General features: G+C 67.4%; 10 protein-coding genes. 9 read left to right on the top strand and 1 reads right to left on the bottom strand.

The window, feature by feature from the left end:
• Window positions 1-69: 69 nt before the first annotated feature.
• A complete protein-coding gene (locus ACYVGI_RS01635; RefSeq protein ID WP_460631470.1) occupies window positions 70-984 on the bottom strand; it encodes a spermidine synthase in 915 nt (304 codons plus the stop codon).
• Between ACYVGI_RS01635 and ACYVGI_RS01630 the strand changes: the two genes are divergently transcribed.
• The 9 genes from ACYVGI_RS01630 (at window position 908) to ACYVGI_RS01590 (ending at window position 16,389) form a co-directional block, all read left to right on the top strand.
• A complete protein-coding gene (locus ACYVGI_RS01630) occupies window positions 908-1,657 on the top strand; it encodes a hypothetical protein (protein WP_460631488.1) in 750 nt (249 codons plus the stop codon). The genes ACYVGI_RS01635 and ACYVGI_RS01630 overlap by 77 nt on opposite strands.
• Window positions 1,658-1,694: 37 nt before the next feature.
• Window positions 1,695-2,846: a sensor histidine kinase gene (locus ACYVGI_RS01625; RefSeq protein ID WP_460630912.1), complete on the top strand. Its 1,152-nt coding sequence runs from the start codon at window positions 1,695-1,697 to the stop codon at window positions 2,844-2,846.
• A complete protein-coding gene (locus tag ACYVGI_RS01620; protein WP_460630911.1) occupies window positions 2,843-3,526 on the top strand; it encodes a response regulator transcription factor in 684 nt (227 codons plus the stop codon). The genes ACYVGI_RS01625 and ACYVGI_RS01620 overlap by 4 nt, the downstream gene beginning before the upstream one ends.
• Before the next feature lie 22 nt (window positions 3,527-3,548).
• Window positions 3,549-4,592, top strand: a complete 1,044-nt coding sequence (locus tag ACYVGI_RS01615; RefSeq protein ID WP_460630910.1) for an SDR family oxidoreductase — start codon at window positions 3,549-3,551, stop codon at window positions 4,590-4,592.
• A gap of 298 nt (window positions 4,593-4,890) precedes the next feature.
• Entirely contained in the window at window positions 4,891-8,388 is a 3,498-nt protein-coding gene (gene rpoB / locus ACYVGI_RS01610; RefSeq protein ID WP_055894677.1) for a DNA-directed RNA polymerase subunit beta, read from the top strand.
• A 45-nt stretch (window positions 8,389-8,433) separates the two neighbouring features.
• Window positions 8,434-12,309, top strand: coding sequence for a DNA-directed RNA polymerase subunit beta' (locus ACYVGI_RS01605; RefSeq protein ID WP_055894679.1), 3,876 nt, complete (start codon window positions 8,434-8,436; stop codon window positions 12,307-12,309).
• A 102-nt stretch (window positions 12,310-12,411) separates the two neighbouring features.
• Window positions 12,412-12,642 carry a hypothetical protein gene (locus ACYVGI_RS01600; RefSeq protein WP_460630909.1) on the top strand — a complete coding sequence of 77 codons (231 nt, stop codon included), beginning with the start codon at window positions 12,412-12,414 and terminating at the stop codon, window positions 12,640-12,642.
• 370 nt (window positions 12,643-13,012) lie between these two features.
• Window positions 13,013-14,683: a GspE/PulE family protein gene (locus ACYVGI_RS01595; RefSeq protein ID WP_460630908.1), complete on the top strand. Its 1,671-nt coding sequence runs from the start codon at window positions 13,013-13,015 to the stop codon at window positions 14,681-14,683.
• A gap of 8 nt (window positions 14,684-14,691) precedes the next feature.
• Window positions 14,692-16,389: a type IV pilus twitching motility protein PilT gene (locus ACYVGI_RS01590; protein WP_460630907.1), complete on the top strand. Its 1,698-nt coding sequence runs from the start codon at window positions 14,692-14,694 to the stop codon at window positions 16,387-16,389.
• Window positions 16,390-16,393 lie beyond the last annotated feature (4 nt).

Below are 16,393 nucleotides of genomic sequence, written 5' to 3'. Positions count from 1 at the left end.
CCCGCAGTTATGCACGCGACACGCCGGGCCGAGGCGTGCATAACTGCGGGCTCGATTGCTGCGCGGGCGTCAGTCGCGGCGCGTGCCGGTCTGGAAGATGCTGCGGGCGGGCGGTGGGGAGGGGACGCTGGTGGCGTCGGTGACGATCGGCGCTTTGCCAGCGAAGGTCTTCAGCTCGGCGCCCGCCACCGCTTTCGCCGGATGCGGACCGCTGGCGAGCAGGCGAGGCAGCCAGTCGAGCGGCAGCGAGGCGTTCGACCCGACGAGCACGACGTTGCCGAACCTGCGCCCCTTGAGCACCTGCGTCTCCGCCAGCGCCGCGACGTTCTCCACCACAGAGCCGAGCGTGGCGATCTGGCTGCGCGCGAACGCCAGCGGAGGCCCGTCCGCCACGTTGACCAGCACGATCCCGTCCGGCGCGAGCAGCGACACCGCTGACCGGTAGAACTCCACGCTGGTGACGTGCGCAGGGGTGCGCGCACCGCTGAAGATGTCGATGACCAGCAGGTCGACCGAGCCGCGCAGCCCGGCGGGCAGCTTGCCGACCACGTCGCGGGCATCGCCGTGACGGATGCGCACCTGCGCGTAGCGGGGGAGCGGCAGGTTCTCCCGCACCAGGTCCACGAGGTTACTCTCCAGCTCCACCACCTGCTGGCGCGAGCCCGGCCTGGTGTATGCGATGTACCGCGGCAGCGTCAGCGCACCCGCGCCGAGGTGCACGGCCGTGATCGGCTCGCCGGGATCGCCGATGAGGTCGATGACGTTCCCCATCCGCTGCACGTACTCGAAGAAGAGCTGCGACGGGTCGTCGAGGTTGACGTGCGACTGGGGAGTGCCGTCCACCACGAGCTGGTACGAGCCAGGAACGAACCTGTCCGGCTCGATCGTCGCGAGATAGCCGCTCTCCTTGAGCACGACGGACGGGTTCTCTGGCACGGCATCCACCCTAGTCGCGCGGGATCGGGCTGCGATCTCCACCCGCATCCCCACCCGCATCCCCACCCGCATCCCCACCCGCATCCCCACCCGCATCCCCACCCGCATCCCCACCCTGGGGCTGTGCCGGATGCGAGCCGGCCGAGCCACGCTGGAACAGTGCCGGAACAACCCGGCGCCGCAGGACTACGAAAGGCCGGCCATGACGCTCCAAACGCTCGGGAACGCTCTCCTCATCCTCGTCGCGATCGGGTGGATCGGCGTTCGCCAGATGACCTGGCGCCCCGTCTCGATCGGCCGGATGTGGCGGATGCCCGCGATCTTCGGCATCGTCGGCCTCGTCCTGATCGTGCAGACCACCACGCCGACGGCGCTGACCGCCCTCGACCTCGGAGTGCTCGTCGTCGAACTGGTGATCTCCCTCGGCATCGGGGCGTGGATGGGCGCCATCGCCCACTTCCGACCGCTGGCCGAGCCGATCGACATCGGCAAGGACCGCAGAGAGCTCGCGACGTACGAATCCCGCACGGGCGCGTGGGGTCTCGCACTCTGGGTGCTCGTCGTCGCCGTGCGGGTGGGCATCGACGTGCTGGCCGGGATGGCAGGGTCGCATCTCGCCGCATCCACCGGAGTCATCCTGCTCATGCTCGCCGCGAACCGGGCAGCGCGCACGGCGGTCTTCGCCAGCAGGCTCGGCCGCCACGCGGCCGTGACCGTGTGACGACGCCTGCCGGCCGAGTTCGCACCATGATGGGATCGTGAACCCGACAGGACGACAGAGCCCGCTGGCTTTCGCGCTCAATCTTTTCGGCGCGCTCGCCGTCGGGTTCTCCCTCGTCGTCTCCCACTCGGGCGAGCGGCCGCTCTGGGTGCTCGTCCTCGCGCTGGTGTCCGTCGCCGCCTGGCTCGTCCGCGGCGCTCTCGGCCTCGCGGGGGTTCGCAGCCTCGAACCGACGCTCCTCGTCGTCGCCGCGGTGACGGGCGGCATCGTCGCCGCCCCGTCGGACGGTCTCTCCGTCGTCCCGGCGGCCATCGCCGTCCTCGCCACGGTCGGCACGTTTCGCTTCCCTGTGCTCGCCGGTCTCGGGCTGGCGGCCGTCACGCTGGCGCTGGTCGCCGTCGGTGCCATCCCGTTCGGCACGGACGTCGCAGCCGTCCTCGCGATGATGGGCGGCGTCGTCCTCGCCGTGTTCGCCGGGCTGAGCAGACGCCAGTTCCGCCAGGCGGAGGAGCAGGCCGTGCTCCTGCAACAGCGCGAACTGGAGATGAGAGAGGAAGCAGCCCGTATCGCCATCGCCCGCGACCTGCACGACGTGCTCGCGCACAGCCTGGGGGGCCTGGTCATCCAGCTCGACGCCGTCGAGGCCCTCCTCGAAGCGGGAGACACAGCCGCGGCCGGTGCCAGGGTGACGGACGCGCGGGCGCTCGCCGCCAGCGGTCTCAGCGAGGCCAGGCGCGCGGTCGCGGCACTGCGCGATCCCGACGGGAGCGGCGCATCCGGCTCTGTCGCGCCGTCCGCGTTCTCGGCGGCGGTCGACGATCTGCTCGCTGCCCACCGCTCGCTCGGCGGCGTTGTCGACGTCACGATGCACGGCGAACCGGTGACGCTCACAGCGGCACAGGCCGCCGCGCTGCAACGAGCACTGCAGGAGTCGCTCAGCAACGCGCGCAAGCACGCACAGGGCGAGCCCGTGCGCGCTGAGCTCGACTGGAACAATGGCAGCGTGCGCCTCACCGTCTCCAACCCGCTCCCCGACGACGGAGCTGCCTCCGCTCTCGCCGCGTCAGGAGGGGGCCACGGCCTGGAGGGGATGCGCGAACGCTTCCACGCCCTCCCGCTCGGTGGCACGGCGACCGCTGGCGTGGCGGGCGACCGTTTCACCGTGACCGTGGAGGCCAAGCTCTCATGACCGACCAGCGCAGCATCCGCGTCGTCGTCGCCGACGACCAGGCCATCATCCGCGACGGCCTCGTCACGGTGCTCGGACTTCTGCCCGACATCGAAGTGGTCGGCGCAGCGGAGGACGGGGAGCGGGCCGTCGCGCTCGCCGCGGCCGAGCATCCGGATGTGGTCCTGATGGACCTGCGGATGCCAGGACTCGACGGGGTCGCCGCCACCGAGCGCATCGTGCGCGAGCTGCCTGGCACGGCGATTCTCGTTCTCACCACATACGCGGACGACGAATCGATCCTCGGCGCGCTGCGGGCTGGGGCGCGCGGCTACCTCACCAAGGATGCGGGCCGCGCAGAGCTCGCCGCCGCTGTGCGCGCGGTCGCCAGCGGTCAGTCGACGTTCGCTCCCGAGGTCGGGGCGCTTCTGGTCAGTACGCTGACAGGCGGCCCCGGCGCCGCCGCAAACGCCGCCACCGGCCAGACGCCGTCACCGGCTGCATCGCTCTCCTCCCGCTTCCCCACCCTCACGAAACGGGAGGTGGATGTGCTGGCCCTCGTCGCAGACGGCCTCAGTAACGGCGAGATCGCCTCCACCCTGTTCGTCAGCGTCGCCACGGTGAAGACGCACATCAACGCCATCTTCGCCAAGCTGGCCGTCCGCGACCGCGCTCAGGCCATCGCCCTCGTCCGTTCCTGAGTTCAGGAGGAGGATGAGCGGCATGACACAACGAGTGCTCGTCACCGGTGGCTCCGGCTTCGTCGGGGCGAACTGCGTCCTGCAGGCTCTGCAGGCCGGATACGACGTGCGGACCACCATCCGCACCCCCGCCCGCGCCGCTGATGTCCGCTCCCAGCTCGTCGCCGGGGGCCTGGTGGACGCGGGAGGGGACAGGCTCACGTTCGCCGTCGCCGACCTCACCTCCGACGACGGCTGGGCCGAGGCGGTCGAGGGCTGCGCCTACGTGCTGCACGTCGCCTCCCCGTTCCCCGCGACGCAGCCGAAGGACGAGAACGAGCTCATCGTGCCGGCTCGCGACGGTGCCCTCCGTGTCCTGCGCGCAGCTCGGGATGCTGGCGTGCAGCGGGTCGTGCTCACCTCCTCGTTCGCGGCCGTCGGCTACGGACACCCGCAGACGGACCGCCCGTTCACCGAGGACGACTGGACCGACCTCGACAGCAGCGTCCAGGTGAGCGCGTATGTGAAGTCCAAGACGATCGCCGAGCGCGCGGCCTGGGCGTTCATCCAGGAAGAACAGGGAGTCGCCCGTGACGGCGGCGCCCTGGAGCTGGCGACCGTGAACCCCGTCGGCATCCTCGGCCCTGTGCTCGGGCACGACTACTCCAGCTCCGTGCAACTCATCAAGGCGGTGCGGGATGCGCGCCTCCCTCGCCTGCCGAACGTCAGCTTCGGCATCGTGGACGTCCGCGACGTCGCTGCGCTGCACCTGCTGGCCATGACCAGGCCGGAGGCGGTGGGGCAGAGATTCATCGCCATCGCGGGCGACGTGATGAGCGCGCAGGAGGTGGCCCTCCTCATCCGGGGCCATCTCGGCGAGGCCGGCGCCCGCATCACGACGAAGACGATGCCGGACTGGGTGCTGAAGGCGCTCGCCCCGTTCAGCCGTGCCGTGCGGGGGTCCCTCCCCGATCTCGGATCGGTGCGGAGGGCGTCTGCAGCGAAGGCGGAACGGGTGCTCGGCTGGTCTCCGCGCTCGCGCGAGGAGGCGATTCTCGCGACCGTCGACTCGCTTCCGACGGGCTGAATCCGCGTCTTTCCGCGGAAATAACGGAGGGGCTTCGCGGGTTATACCGCAAGGATGCGCATCGGGTCAAGAAAAGAGTAGACACGGCGCGCCCATTTGACATATAGTTGTCTTTTGCGCTCCCAGACAAACATCTGCCTTCATATTGTGGTCGGCCTTGCTTATCTTCCGTGCGCGCCTGGGCCTGGTTCACAGGTCAGATGGGCGCCAGCACGATCCCCTGGGAGTTCTCGTCCATACAGTACACACACTGACAGACAGTAACTGAGGCCCGACGGGGCCCACGGAGGTTATTTCCTTGGCTGCTGCGCGCAACGCAACCAACACTGACAAGACACCCAAGAACGGACGAAACGCATCTCGTCTCTCGTTCGCAAAGATCACTGACACCCTCACCGTTCCGGATCTGCTCGCACTGCAGACCGAGAGCTTCGACTGGCTGGTCGGAAACGACGCGTGGAAGGCCCGCGTCGCCGAAGCCCAGGAGCAGGGTCGCCAGGATCTGCCGAGCAACACCGGTCTCGAGGAGATCTTCGAGGAGATCTCTCCGATCGAAGACCTCGGTGAGACGATGCAGCTCTCCTTCACCAACCCCTTCCTCGAAGAGAAGAAGTACTCGATCGACGAGTGCAAGGAGAAGGGCAAGACCTACTCCGCTCCTCTCTACGTCGAAGCCGAGTTCATGAATCACCTCACCGGTGAGATCAAGACGCAGACCGTCTTCATGGGCGACTTCCCCCTGATGACCGAGAAGGGCACCTTCGTCATCAACGGCACCGAGCGTGTCGTCGTGTCGCAGCTCGTCCGCAGCCCTGGCGTCTACTTCGAGCGCACGCCCGAGAAGACGTCGGACAAGGACATCTACTCCGCTCGCGTCATCCCGAGCCGTGGTGCATGGCTCGAGTTCGAGATCGACAAGCGCGACCAGGTCGGCGTTCGCATCGACCGCAAGCGCAAGCAGTCCGTCACCGTGTTCCTCAAGGCGCTCGGTCTGACCTCCGAGGAGATCCTCTCGGAGTTCAAGGGCTACCAGTCGATCGAGCTGACCCTCGAGAAGGACGCCATCCTCACCAAGGAGGAGGCACTCAAGGACATCTACCGCAAGCTGCGTCCGGGTGAGCAGGTCGCTGCCGAGGCCGCGCGTGCGCTCCTCGACAACTTCTACTTCAACTCGAAGCGCTACGACCTCGCCAAGGTCGGCCGTTACAAGATCAACCGCAAGCTCGGGCTCGACGCCCCGCTGAGCGACTCGGTGCTGACCGTCCAGGACATCCTGGCCACGATCAAGTACCTCGTCGCGCTGCACGACGGCCAGACCACGTTCAACGGCGTCCGCAACGGAGAGCCTGTCGAGATCCGTCTCGACGTCGACGACATCGACCACTTCGGCAACCGTCGCATCCGCGCCGTCGGCGAGCTCATCCAGAACCAGGTCCGCACCGGTCTGTCCCGCATGGAGCGCGTCGTCCGCGAGCGCATGACCACGCAGGACATCGAGGCCATCACCCCGCAGACCCTGATCAACGTGCGCCCCGTCGTCGCCGCGATCAAGGAGTTCTTCGGAACCAGCCAGCTCTCGCAGTTCATGGACCAGAACAACCCGCTCGCGGGTCTGACCCACAAGCGCCGCCTCTCGGCCCTCGGCCCCGGTGGTCTGAGCCGTGAGCGCGCAGGCGTCGAGGTCCGTGACGTCCACCCGTCGCACTACGGCCGCATGTGCCCGATCGAGACCCCGGAAGGCCCGAACATCGGCCTGATCGGTTCGCTCGCATCGTTCGCGCGGATCAACTCGTTCGGTTTCATCGAGACGCCGTACCGCAAGGTCGTCGGCGGCAAGGTCACCGACCAGATCGACTACCTCACGGCGAGCGAGGAGGACGACTACATCGTCGCCCAGGCCAACGCTCCGCTGACCGCTGACAGCCACTTCGCGGAGGACCGCGTCCTGGCACGTCAGAAGGGTGGAGAGGTCGACCTGATCCCGGCCGACGAGATCGGCTACATGGACGTCTCGCCGCGCCAGATGGTGTCCGTCGCGACCTCGCTCATCCCGTTCCTCGAGCACGACGACGCGAACCGCGCCCTCATGGGTGCCAACATGCAGCGTCAGGCTGTGCCGCTCGTCCGCTCGGAGAGCCCGCTGGTCGGAACCGGTATGGAGGGCTACGCAGCCATCGACGCCGGCGACGTGCTGATCAACGACAAGGCCGGCGTCGTGTCGGAGGTGTCGGCTGACGCCGTCACCATCCAGCTCGACGAGGGTGGCACGAAGACCTACTACCTGCGCAAGTTCGACCGCTCCAACCAGGGCACGTCGTACAACCACCGCGTCATCGTCTCCGAGGGCGACCGGATCGAGGAAGGCGAGGTCATCGCCGACGGTCCCGCCACCGAGAACGGTGAGCTCGCGCTCGGCAAGAACCTGCTCGTCGCGTTCATGCCGTGGGAGGGTCACAACTACGAGGACGCGATCATCCTCAGCCAGAACCTGGTGAAGGACGACACCCTCTCCTCGATCCACATCGAGGAGTACGAGGTCGACGCCCGCGACACCAAGCTGGGTAAGGAAGAGATCACCCGCGACCTGCCGAACGTCAGCCCGGACCTCCTGGCCGACCTCGACGAGCGCGGCATCATCCGCATCGGCGCCGAGGTTCGCCCAGGAGACATCCTGGTCGGAAAGGTCACGCCGAAGGGCGAGACCGAGCTCTCGGCCGAGGAGCGCCTGCTCCGCGCGATCTTCAACGAGAAGAGCCGCGAGGTGCGCGACACGTCGCTCAAGGTTCCCCACGGTGAAGAGGGCACGATCATCGGCGTCAAGGTCTTCGACTCGCAGGACGGCGACGACGAGCTCGGCTCCGGCGTCAACCAGCGTGTCGTGGTCTACATCGCCCAGAAGCGCAAGATCACCGCTGGTGACAAGCTCGCCGGCCGTCACGGCAACAAGGGTGTCATCTCCAAGATCCTGCCGGTCGAGGACATGCCGTTCCTCGCCGACGGAACCCCGGTCGACGTCATCCTCAACCCGCTGGGTGTCCCAGGACGAATGAACTTCGGTCAGGTCCTCGAGATCCACCTCGGCTGGATCGCGAAGAACGGCTGGGAGGTCAAGGGCAAGCCGAAGTGGGCTGCAGAGCTCCCAGAGGCCGCCTTCTCCGCCGCCCCGAACACCAAGGTCGCCACCCCGGTGTTCGACGGTGCCAAGGAGGAGGAGATCGCCGGTCTGCTCGACTCGACCACCGTCACCCGTGACGGGGACCGCCTCATTGGCAGCTCGGGCAAGACCCAGCTGTTCGACGGCCGTTCCGGCGAGCCGTACCCTGACCCCGTTTCGGTCGGCTACATGTACATCCTGAAGCTGCACCACCTGGTCGACGACAAGATCCACGCGCGTTCGACCGGTCCGTACTCGATGATCACCCAGCAGCCGCTCGGTGGTAAGGCGCAGTTCGGTGGACAGCGATTCGGTGAGATGGAGGTCTGGGCGCTCGAGGCATACGGTGCCGCGTACGCGCTCCAGGAGCTCCTGACCATCAAGTCGGATGACATCATCGGTCGCGTCAAGGTCTACGAGGCCATCGTCAAGGGTGAGAACATCCAGGAGCCGGGCATCCCGGAGTCCTTCAAGGTGCTCATCAAGGAGATGCAGTCGCTCTGCCTGAACGTCGAGGTGCTCTCGGCCGATGGCCAGCAGGTCAGCCTGCGCGACGCGGACGACGAAGCGTTCCGCGCTGCGGAAGAGCTCGGCATCAACATCTCCTCCCGCTTCGAGTCGTCGTCGATCGACGAGATCTAAGCGGCCAGACCTCACTGACACACTTTTTCCAGGAAAGAAGGAAAATTGATCGACGCAACAACGTTCGATGAACTGCGTATCGGCCTGGCCACTGCTGACGACATCCGTCGTTGGTCGTACGGCGAGGTCAAGAAGCCCGAGACCATCAACTACCGCACGCTGAAGCCCGAGAAGGACGGCCTCTTCGGAGAGCAGATCTTCGGTCCGAGCCGTGACTGGGAGTGCTCCTGCGGCAAGTACAAGCGGGTGCGATTCAAGGGCATCGTCTGTGAGCGCTGCGGCGTGGAGGTCACCAAGTCCTCCGTCCGCCGCGAGCGCATGGGCCACATCGAGCTCGCAGCTCCCGTGACCCACATCTGGTACTTCAAGGGTGTTCCCTCGCGTCTCGGCTACCTGCTCGACATGGCGCCGAAGGACCTCGAGAAGGTCATCTACTTCGCCGCGTACATGGTGATCGAGGTCGACGAAGAGGGCCGTCACGCCGACATGCCCGGCCTTGAGAACGAGCTCCGTCTCGAGATTAAGACCCTGTCCGACCAGCGCGACAGCCGCATCGCGGACCGTCTGCAGCGCCTGGAGACCGACCTCGCCGCACTGGAGGAGGAAGGCGCCAAGGCCGACCAGAAGCGTCGCGTCAAGGACACGGCCGAGAAGGAAATGGGCCAGATCCGCAAGTCCTACGACGAGGACATCGCTCGCCTGGAGCGCGTGTGGGAGTCCTTCCGCACCCTCAAGGTCGGCGACCTCAAGCCGGAGGACGCGGACTTCAACGAGCTCGTGGACCGCTTCGGCCTGTACTTCGAGGCCTACATGGGCGCAGAGGCGATCAAGCGTCGCCTGCTCGCGTTCGACCTGGCCGCCGAGGCCGAGCTGCTCCGCGACCAGATCGCGAACGGCAAGGGACAGAAGAAGATCCGCGCGATCAAGCGTCTGCGCGTCGTCTCCTCGTTCCTCGCCACCGGCAACTCGCCGGCAGCGATGGTCCTGGATGTCGTCCCGGTCATCCCGCCGGAGCTTCGCCCGATGGTGCAGCTCGACGGTGGCCGTTTCGCGACCAGCGACCTGAACGACCTGTACCGCCGCGTGATCAACCGCAACAACCGTCTGCGTCGTCTGCTCGACCTCGGTGCCCCCGAGATCATCGTGAACAACGAGAAGCGGATGCTGCAGGAGGCCGTCGACGCACTGTTCGACAACGGCCGCCGCGGTCGCCCCGTCACGGGAACCGGCAACCGCGCCCTGAAGTCCCTCAGCGACATGCTGAAGGGTAAGCAGGGTCGTTTCCGCCAGAACCTGCTCGGAAAGCGCGTCGACTACTCCGGCCGTTCGGTCATCATCGTCGGCCCGCAGCTCAAGCTGCACCAGTGCGGTCTGCCCAAGCAGATGGCTCTGGAGCTGTTCAAGCCGTTCGTGATCAAGCGCCTGATCGACCTGAGCCACGCTCAGAACATCAAGGCGGCCAAGCGCATGGTCGAGCGTTCGCGTCCGCAGGTCTGGGACGTGCTCGAGGAGATCATCCGCGAGCGCCCCGTGCTGCTGAACCGTGCACCCACCCTGCACCGTCTCGGCATCCAGGCGTTCGAGCCTCAGCTCGTCGAGGGCAAGGCCATCCAGCTCCACCCGCTCGTGTGTGCCGCCTTCAACGCGGACTTCGACGGCGACCAGATGGCTGTGCACCTGCCGCTGTCGGTCGAGGCCCAGGCCGAGGCGCGCATCCTGATGCTCGCGTCGAACAACATCCTGAAGCCGTCCGACGGCCGCCCGGTCACCCTGCCCTCGCAGGACATGATCATCGGTCTGCACCACCTCACCACCGTTCGCGAGGGTGCGGAGGGCGAAGGCCGTGCGTTCTCGTCGGTCTCCGAGGCGATCCTCGCCAAGGACCAGGGTTCGCTGCACCTCAACGCCAAGGTCAAGATCCGTCTGGAGAACTACGTTCCCTCCGACGCGAACGAGACCGGCACCGAGGGTGTCACCGCCATCGTCGAGACGACCCTCGGTCGCGCCCTCTTCAACGAGGCGCTTCCGGCGGACTACCCGTTCGTGGACGAGGTCGCCGACAAGGGCGTGATCTCCTCGATCGTCAACGCCCTCGCTGAGCGCTACCCGAAGGTGGAGGTCGCGGCAGCGCTGGACCGCATCAAGGACGCCGGTTTCTACTGGGCCACCCGGTCCGGTGTGACGGTGTCGCTGAGTGACATCCTGACGCCGCCGAACAAGCCGCAGATCGTCGCCGGCTACGAGAAGAAGGCCGCCAAGGTCACTGCCGAGTTCGAGAAGGGTCTCACGACCGACCTCGAGCGTCGTCAGGAACTGGTGAAGATCTGGACCGAAGCGACCAACGAGGTCGCAGAGGCCATGCGCGCCAACTTCCCGGCGGACAACACCATCAACCGCATGGTCACCTCCGGTGCCCGTGGTAACTGGCTGCAGGTGCGCAACATCGCCGGTATGCGTGGTCTGGTGAACAACCCGAAGGGTGAGATCATCCCCCGTCCGATCATTTCCTCGTACCGCGAGGGTCTGTCGGTGGCGGAGTACTTCATCGCGACGCACGGTGCCCGCAAGGGTCTGGCCGACACGGCCCTCCGTACCGCCGACTCGGGCTACCTGACCCGTCGTCTCGTGGACGTTTCGCAGGATGTCATCATCCGTGAGGACGACTGCGGCACGACCAAGGGTCTCGACCTGCCGATCGCCGAGGCCGGCGCCGACGGCGTGCTGGTGCGCGACGCGAACGTGGAGAACTCGGTGTTCGCCCGTACCCTCGCCGCCGACGCTGTGTCGCCGGAGGGAACCGTCGTGGCGAAGGCCGGTGACGACGTCGGAGACGTCCTCATCGACAAGCTCGTCGCCGCCGGTGTCACCGACATCAAGGTGCGCTCCGTGCTCACCTGTGAGTCGGCCGTCGGTGTGTGTGCTGCCTGCTACGGCCGCTCGCTCGCCACGGGCAAGCTCGTCGACATCGGCGAGGCCGTCGGCATCATCGCGGCCCAGTCGATCGGTGAGCCGGGAACCCAGCTCACCATGCGTACCTTCCACACCGGTGGTTCCGCATCCGCTGACGACATCACGCAGGGTCTGCCCCGCGTGCAGGAGCTGTTCGAGGCCCGCACCCCCAAGGGTGCGTCCCCGATCGCCGAGGCAGCCGGACGCATCACCATCGAGGACACGGAGCGCAGCCGCAAGGTCATCCTGACCCCGGACAACGGCGACGAGCCGCACGTCTACCCGGTGCTCAAGCGTTCGACCCTCCTCGTCGAGGACGGTCAGCACGTCGAGCTCGGAACGCAGATCATCGTCGGCGCCGTCGACCCGAAGGAAGTTCTTCGCGTCAAGGGCGTCCGTGAGGTGCAGAAGCACCTCGTCGGTGGTGTGCAGGGCGTCTACCGGTCGCAGGGTGTTCCGATCCACGACAAGCACATCGAGGTCATCGTCCGCCAGATGCTGCGCAAGGTCACCGTCGTCGAGCACGGCGACACCGACCTGCTGCCCGGCGAGCTGGTCGACCGCTCGAAGTACAACGAGGTCAACCGCGCCACTCTCACCGAGGGCAAGAAGACCGCGTCGGCTCGCCAGGAGGTCATGGGTATCACCAAGGCTTCCCTCGCGACCGAGTCGTGGCTGTCGGCCGCGTCCTTCCAGGAGACCACCCGCGTCCTCACGCAGGCGGCCATGGAGGGCAAGTCCGACCCGCTGATCGGCCTCAAGGAGAACGTCATCATCGGAAAGCTGATCCCGGCCGGTACCGGCCTGGCCCGCTACCGCAACGTGACGGTCGAGGCAACGGAAGAGGCGAAGGCGGAGCGGTACCCCAACCGCATCTTCGCCGACGACTCGGCCTTCAGCGAGAACGACCTGAGCTTCGTCGACTTCGACAGCTTCAGCTCGGACGACTACACCCCCGGAACGTACAACTAAGCGATTCCGAACGACGGACGGCCCCCGGTGCTTCGGCACCGGGGGCCGTCCTCGTTTTCGGGCGTGGACGGGGGAGCCCACGGGATGCGCGACAATGGATGCATGTGGCGTCACCTCCTCGAATACACCGACTCGACCGGCCGTGCGATGGTCGGCGTCGCGGTGGCGCTCCTCGTCGTGGCCGTCGGCAGCTTCGTCCTCGGCATCGTGCAGGCCACCACCGGCCGCGCCGCTGCGACCCTTCCGTTCTGGATCACCACGATGGCTTCCGCGGTCATCGCGGGCGTGCTCGTCTACCTCGCCTCTCGCCGCGCGGACATCCGTCGCCGCTGAGCCGCGCGCGAGTCGTGCGATAGCCGCGGTCCGCGCGTCCCGCACCGCACGTTTCGCACGAGCCGATCGCGCACGAGTCGTGCGATAACCGCGGTCCGCGCATCCCGCACCGCACGTTTTGCACGAACCGATCGCGGGCGACTCGTGCGATAACCGCGGTCCGCGCATCCTGCACCGCGTGGTTGGCACGAGTCGTGGGGCGCGTAGGACGCTGGCCCCCAGGTGTGTGGCACCTGTACGCGGGAGTGGTGCGCGCGGGACGCGCGGGAATAGTGTGACACCGCTTCACCCGAAGAAGTGATATTGCAGTACCGCCGCACCTGCCGAGACACCCGACCCGCCCCGGCATCGTCCTTGCGAGGAGGCTCCCGTGGCGTCGATGACGGAAATCCTGATCCTGCACGGCCATCTGCCGATCGAGTACCTCGACACGGTGACGAGCGAGCCGACAGCCGATGAGGCCGCTGTGCGCGACCTCCTGGCCCGCGGCGCGATCAGCGCCGGCCAGTTGGCGCGCGCCCGCGCTGCCCAGACCGGCCTCCCGTTCGTGGAGCTCGCCGACTACCCCGTGGACCGCACGGCCGTCTCGCTCGTGAACGGCGCGATCTGCCGCCGCCACTCCGTGCTGCCGATCGGAACGGCCGACGGCACCGTGATCCTCGCGATGGCAGACCCGGGCAACGTGTTCGCCATCGACGACGTGCGCGCCGCCGCCAGGATGAACATCGCCCCCGCCGTTGCAGAGCTCGGCGACCTGCTCGCCGCCATCGACAGGTACATCCGTGCCGACGACGAGCTGAGCGACCTGACCACCACGCTTGAGGAGGAGTCGACCACTCCGGACGAGTCCAGCCTCACCATCGCGGAGTCGAGCGACGACGACGCCCCCATCGTGCGGTTCGTGAACCTGCTGGTGAGCCAGGCCATCCAGGACCACGCCTCCGACATCCACATCGAGCCCGCCGAGCACGACGTCCGCGTCCGGTACCGCATCGACGGGGTGCTGCACGCCATGCAGAGCGCGCCCAAGAGCATCCAGAACGGTGTCATCTCCCGTCTCAAGATCATGAGCGACATCGACATCGCGGAGCGGCGCAAACCGCAGGACGGCCGCATGTCCGTCGTGCACGGCGGCCGCCAGATCGACCTGCGCGTCGCCACCCTGCCGACGGTGTGGGGCGAGAAGGTCGTCATGCGCATCCTGGACAACACGAACACCGGGATGACGCTCCGCGACCTCAACCTGCTGGAGCGCAACTTCGAGACGTATCGCACGTCGTACTCCAAGCCCTACGGGATGATCCTGGTAACCGGTCCGACCGGCTCCGGCAAGTCGACAACGCTCTACACGACGCTCAACGCGGTCGCCCGGCCCGAGATCAACGTCATCACGGTCGAAGACCCTGTCGAGTACCGGATGGCGGGCATCAACCAGGTTCAGGTGAACCCGAAGGCAGGACTCACGTTCGCCAGCGCGCTCCGCAGCATCCTCCGCAGCGACCCGGATGTGGTCCTCCTCGGCGAGATCCGCGACCACGAGACGGCGCAGATCGCCATCGAGGCCTCGCTGACCGGCCACCTCGTGCTGTCGACGCTGCACACCAACGATGCGCCGAGCGCTGTCACCAGGCTCACCGAGATGGACATCGAGCCGTTCCTGGTCGGCTCCGCCCTCGACTGCGTGGTCGCCCAGCGCCTCGCCCGTCGCCTGTGCGACCGCTGCAAGCAGCCGGCCACGTATTCGGCCGACGACCTGCAGCGTCTGCGTTTCCCTGTGACCTCGGACGAGGCTCCGCCTGTGGTGTTCGTGCCCGTCGGCTGTCCGACGTGCTCGAACACCGGGTACCGCGGCCGCATCGCGGTGCACGAGGTGATGGCGGTGAGCGAGGAGATCGAGCGCCTCGCCGTCGGTCGTGCATCCAGTGCCGAGATCGGCAGGGCGGCGAGGGAGCAGGGGATGCTCACGCTGCGTGAAGACGGCTGGGAGAAGGCCAAGCTCGGCCTGACCTCGGTGGAAGAGATCCTGCGAGTGGTGGCCTAGGAGGGCTCATGGCATCGGATGCGAGCAACGACACGAGCTGGGGCGGATTCCCGCCGCCCACGGCGAAGCCGGTCTACGAGATATCGGAGCCGAAGCCGGTCTACGAGATATCGGAGCCGAAGCCGGTCTACGAGATCCCGCAGCCGAAGCCGGTCTACGAGATATCGGAGCCGCAGCCGGTCTACGAGATCCCGGTGACGCCGCCGGGCTCGACCGCTGAAGGCTGGGCGCCGGGAGCGGGGGTGCCGCTGCTGCCGCCGCCTGTGCTGCAGCCGGTGTCGCCGCCTGTGCTGCCGCCTGTGCTGCCGCCGCCCGCGTTCCCGCCCGTCTCCGTGGCACCGCCCGCGCCCGTGTCGCTGCCAGCGCCCGTCTCCGACCCCGTGTCGCTTCCTGCGCCGGTCCCCGACGACCTGTACCCCGTGCAACGCATCATCCCTGCAGGACGCCGGGCAGCAGAGCCCGTGCCGGAAGCCACCCTTCCCATCGTGCAGCACCCGCACGTGCCGGACCCCATCGACGAAACCCTCACCGCCGTGGAGCGCGAGGCGCTGGAGCGTGCTGACGCCGAGCTCGTCGCCGCACTGCACGAGGTCGTCTACCAGGGCGCATCCGACCTGCACGTCACCGTCGGCACCGCCCCGATGGTGCGCGTCGACGGCAGCCTCCGCCCGGCCGGTGCGCCGACGCCGTGGAACCACGACCGCACCAGGGCCGCGATCACGAGTCTGCTCACGGACCGCCAGCAGGAGATCTTCGACCGCGAACTGGAACTCGACTTCGCGTTCACCATCTCCGCCAACTCCCGCTTCCGTGTGAACATCTACCAGCAGCGCGGCTCCGTCGGCGCGGCCTTCCGCCTCATCCCGACCGAGATCAAGCAGTTGCACGAGCTCGGCGTCCCGGATGCGGTGGGCTCGTTCTCCCAGTTGCCGCGCGGTCTCGTGCTGGTCACCGGCCCGACAGGCTCCGGCAAGTCGACCACTCTCGCCGCCCTGATCGACCTCGTGAACTCGACCCGCGCCGACCACATCGTGACGGTCGAGGATCCGATCGAGTTCATGCACACCCACAAGAAGTCGATCGTCAACCAGCGCGAGGTCGGCCACGACACGCACAGCTTCGGCGCCGCGCTCAAGCACGTGCTGCGCCAGGACCCCGACGTCATCCTCATCGGCGAGCTCCGCGACCTGGAGACCATCTCTGTCGCGCTCACCGCCGCGGAGACCGGCCACCTGGTCTTCGCCACCCTGCACACCCAGGATGCGCCGCAGACCATCGACCGCGTCATCGACGTGTTCCCTCCGCACCAGCAGGACCAGGTGCGCGCCCAGCTCGCCGCGACCCTCCAGGGCGTCGTCTGCCAGACACTCGTGAAGCGCGCGAACGGCCGAGGCCGCGTCGTCGCGACCGAGATCCTGATGATGACCCCCGCGGTCGCCAACCTCATCCGCGAGGGCAAGACCTACCAGATCGCCTCGATGATGCAGGCGGGCCGCGACTCCGGGATGCGCACTATGGACCAGCACCTGGCCGACCTGGTCAACTCCGGCCAGATCACCCGCAAGGCGGCGATGGACAAGGCGCACGACCTGGAGGGCATCACCCGTCTCATCCAGCGCGCGGAGTCGCCCACCGACGCCTCCGCGATGGCCATCGCGTCCAGCGGGCCGGACTTCGGCGACACATACTCAGGAACGGTGAGGTAGAGCT

It is taken from the genome of Leifsonia lichenia, from assembly GCF_054780215.1.
The sequence above is the reverse complement of the archived record's forward strand: the minus strand, read 5'-3'. Positions and strand labels throughout refer to the sequence as shown.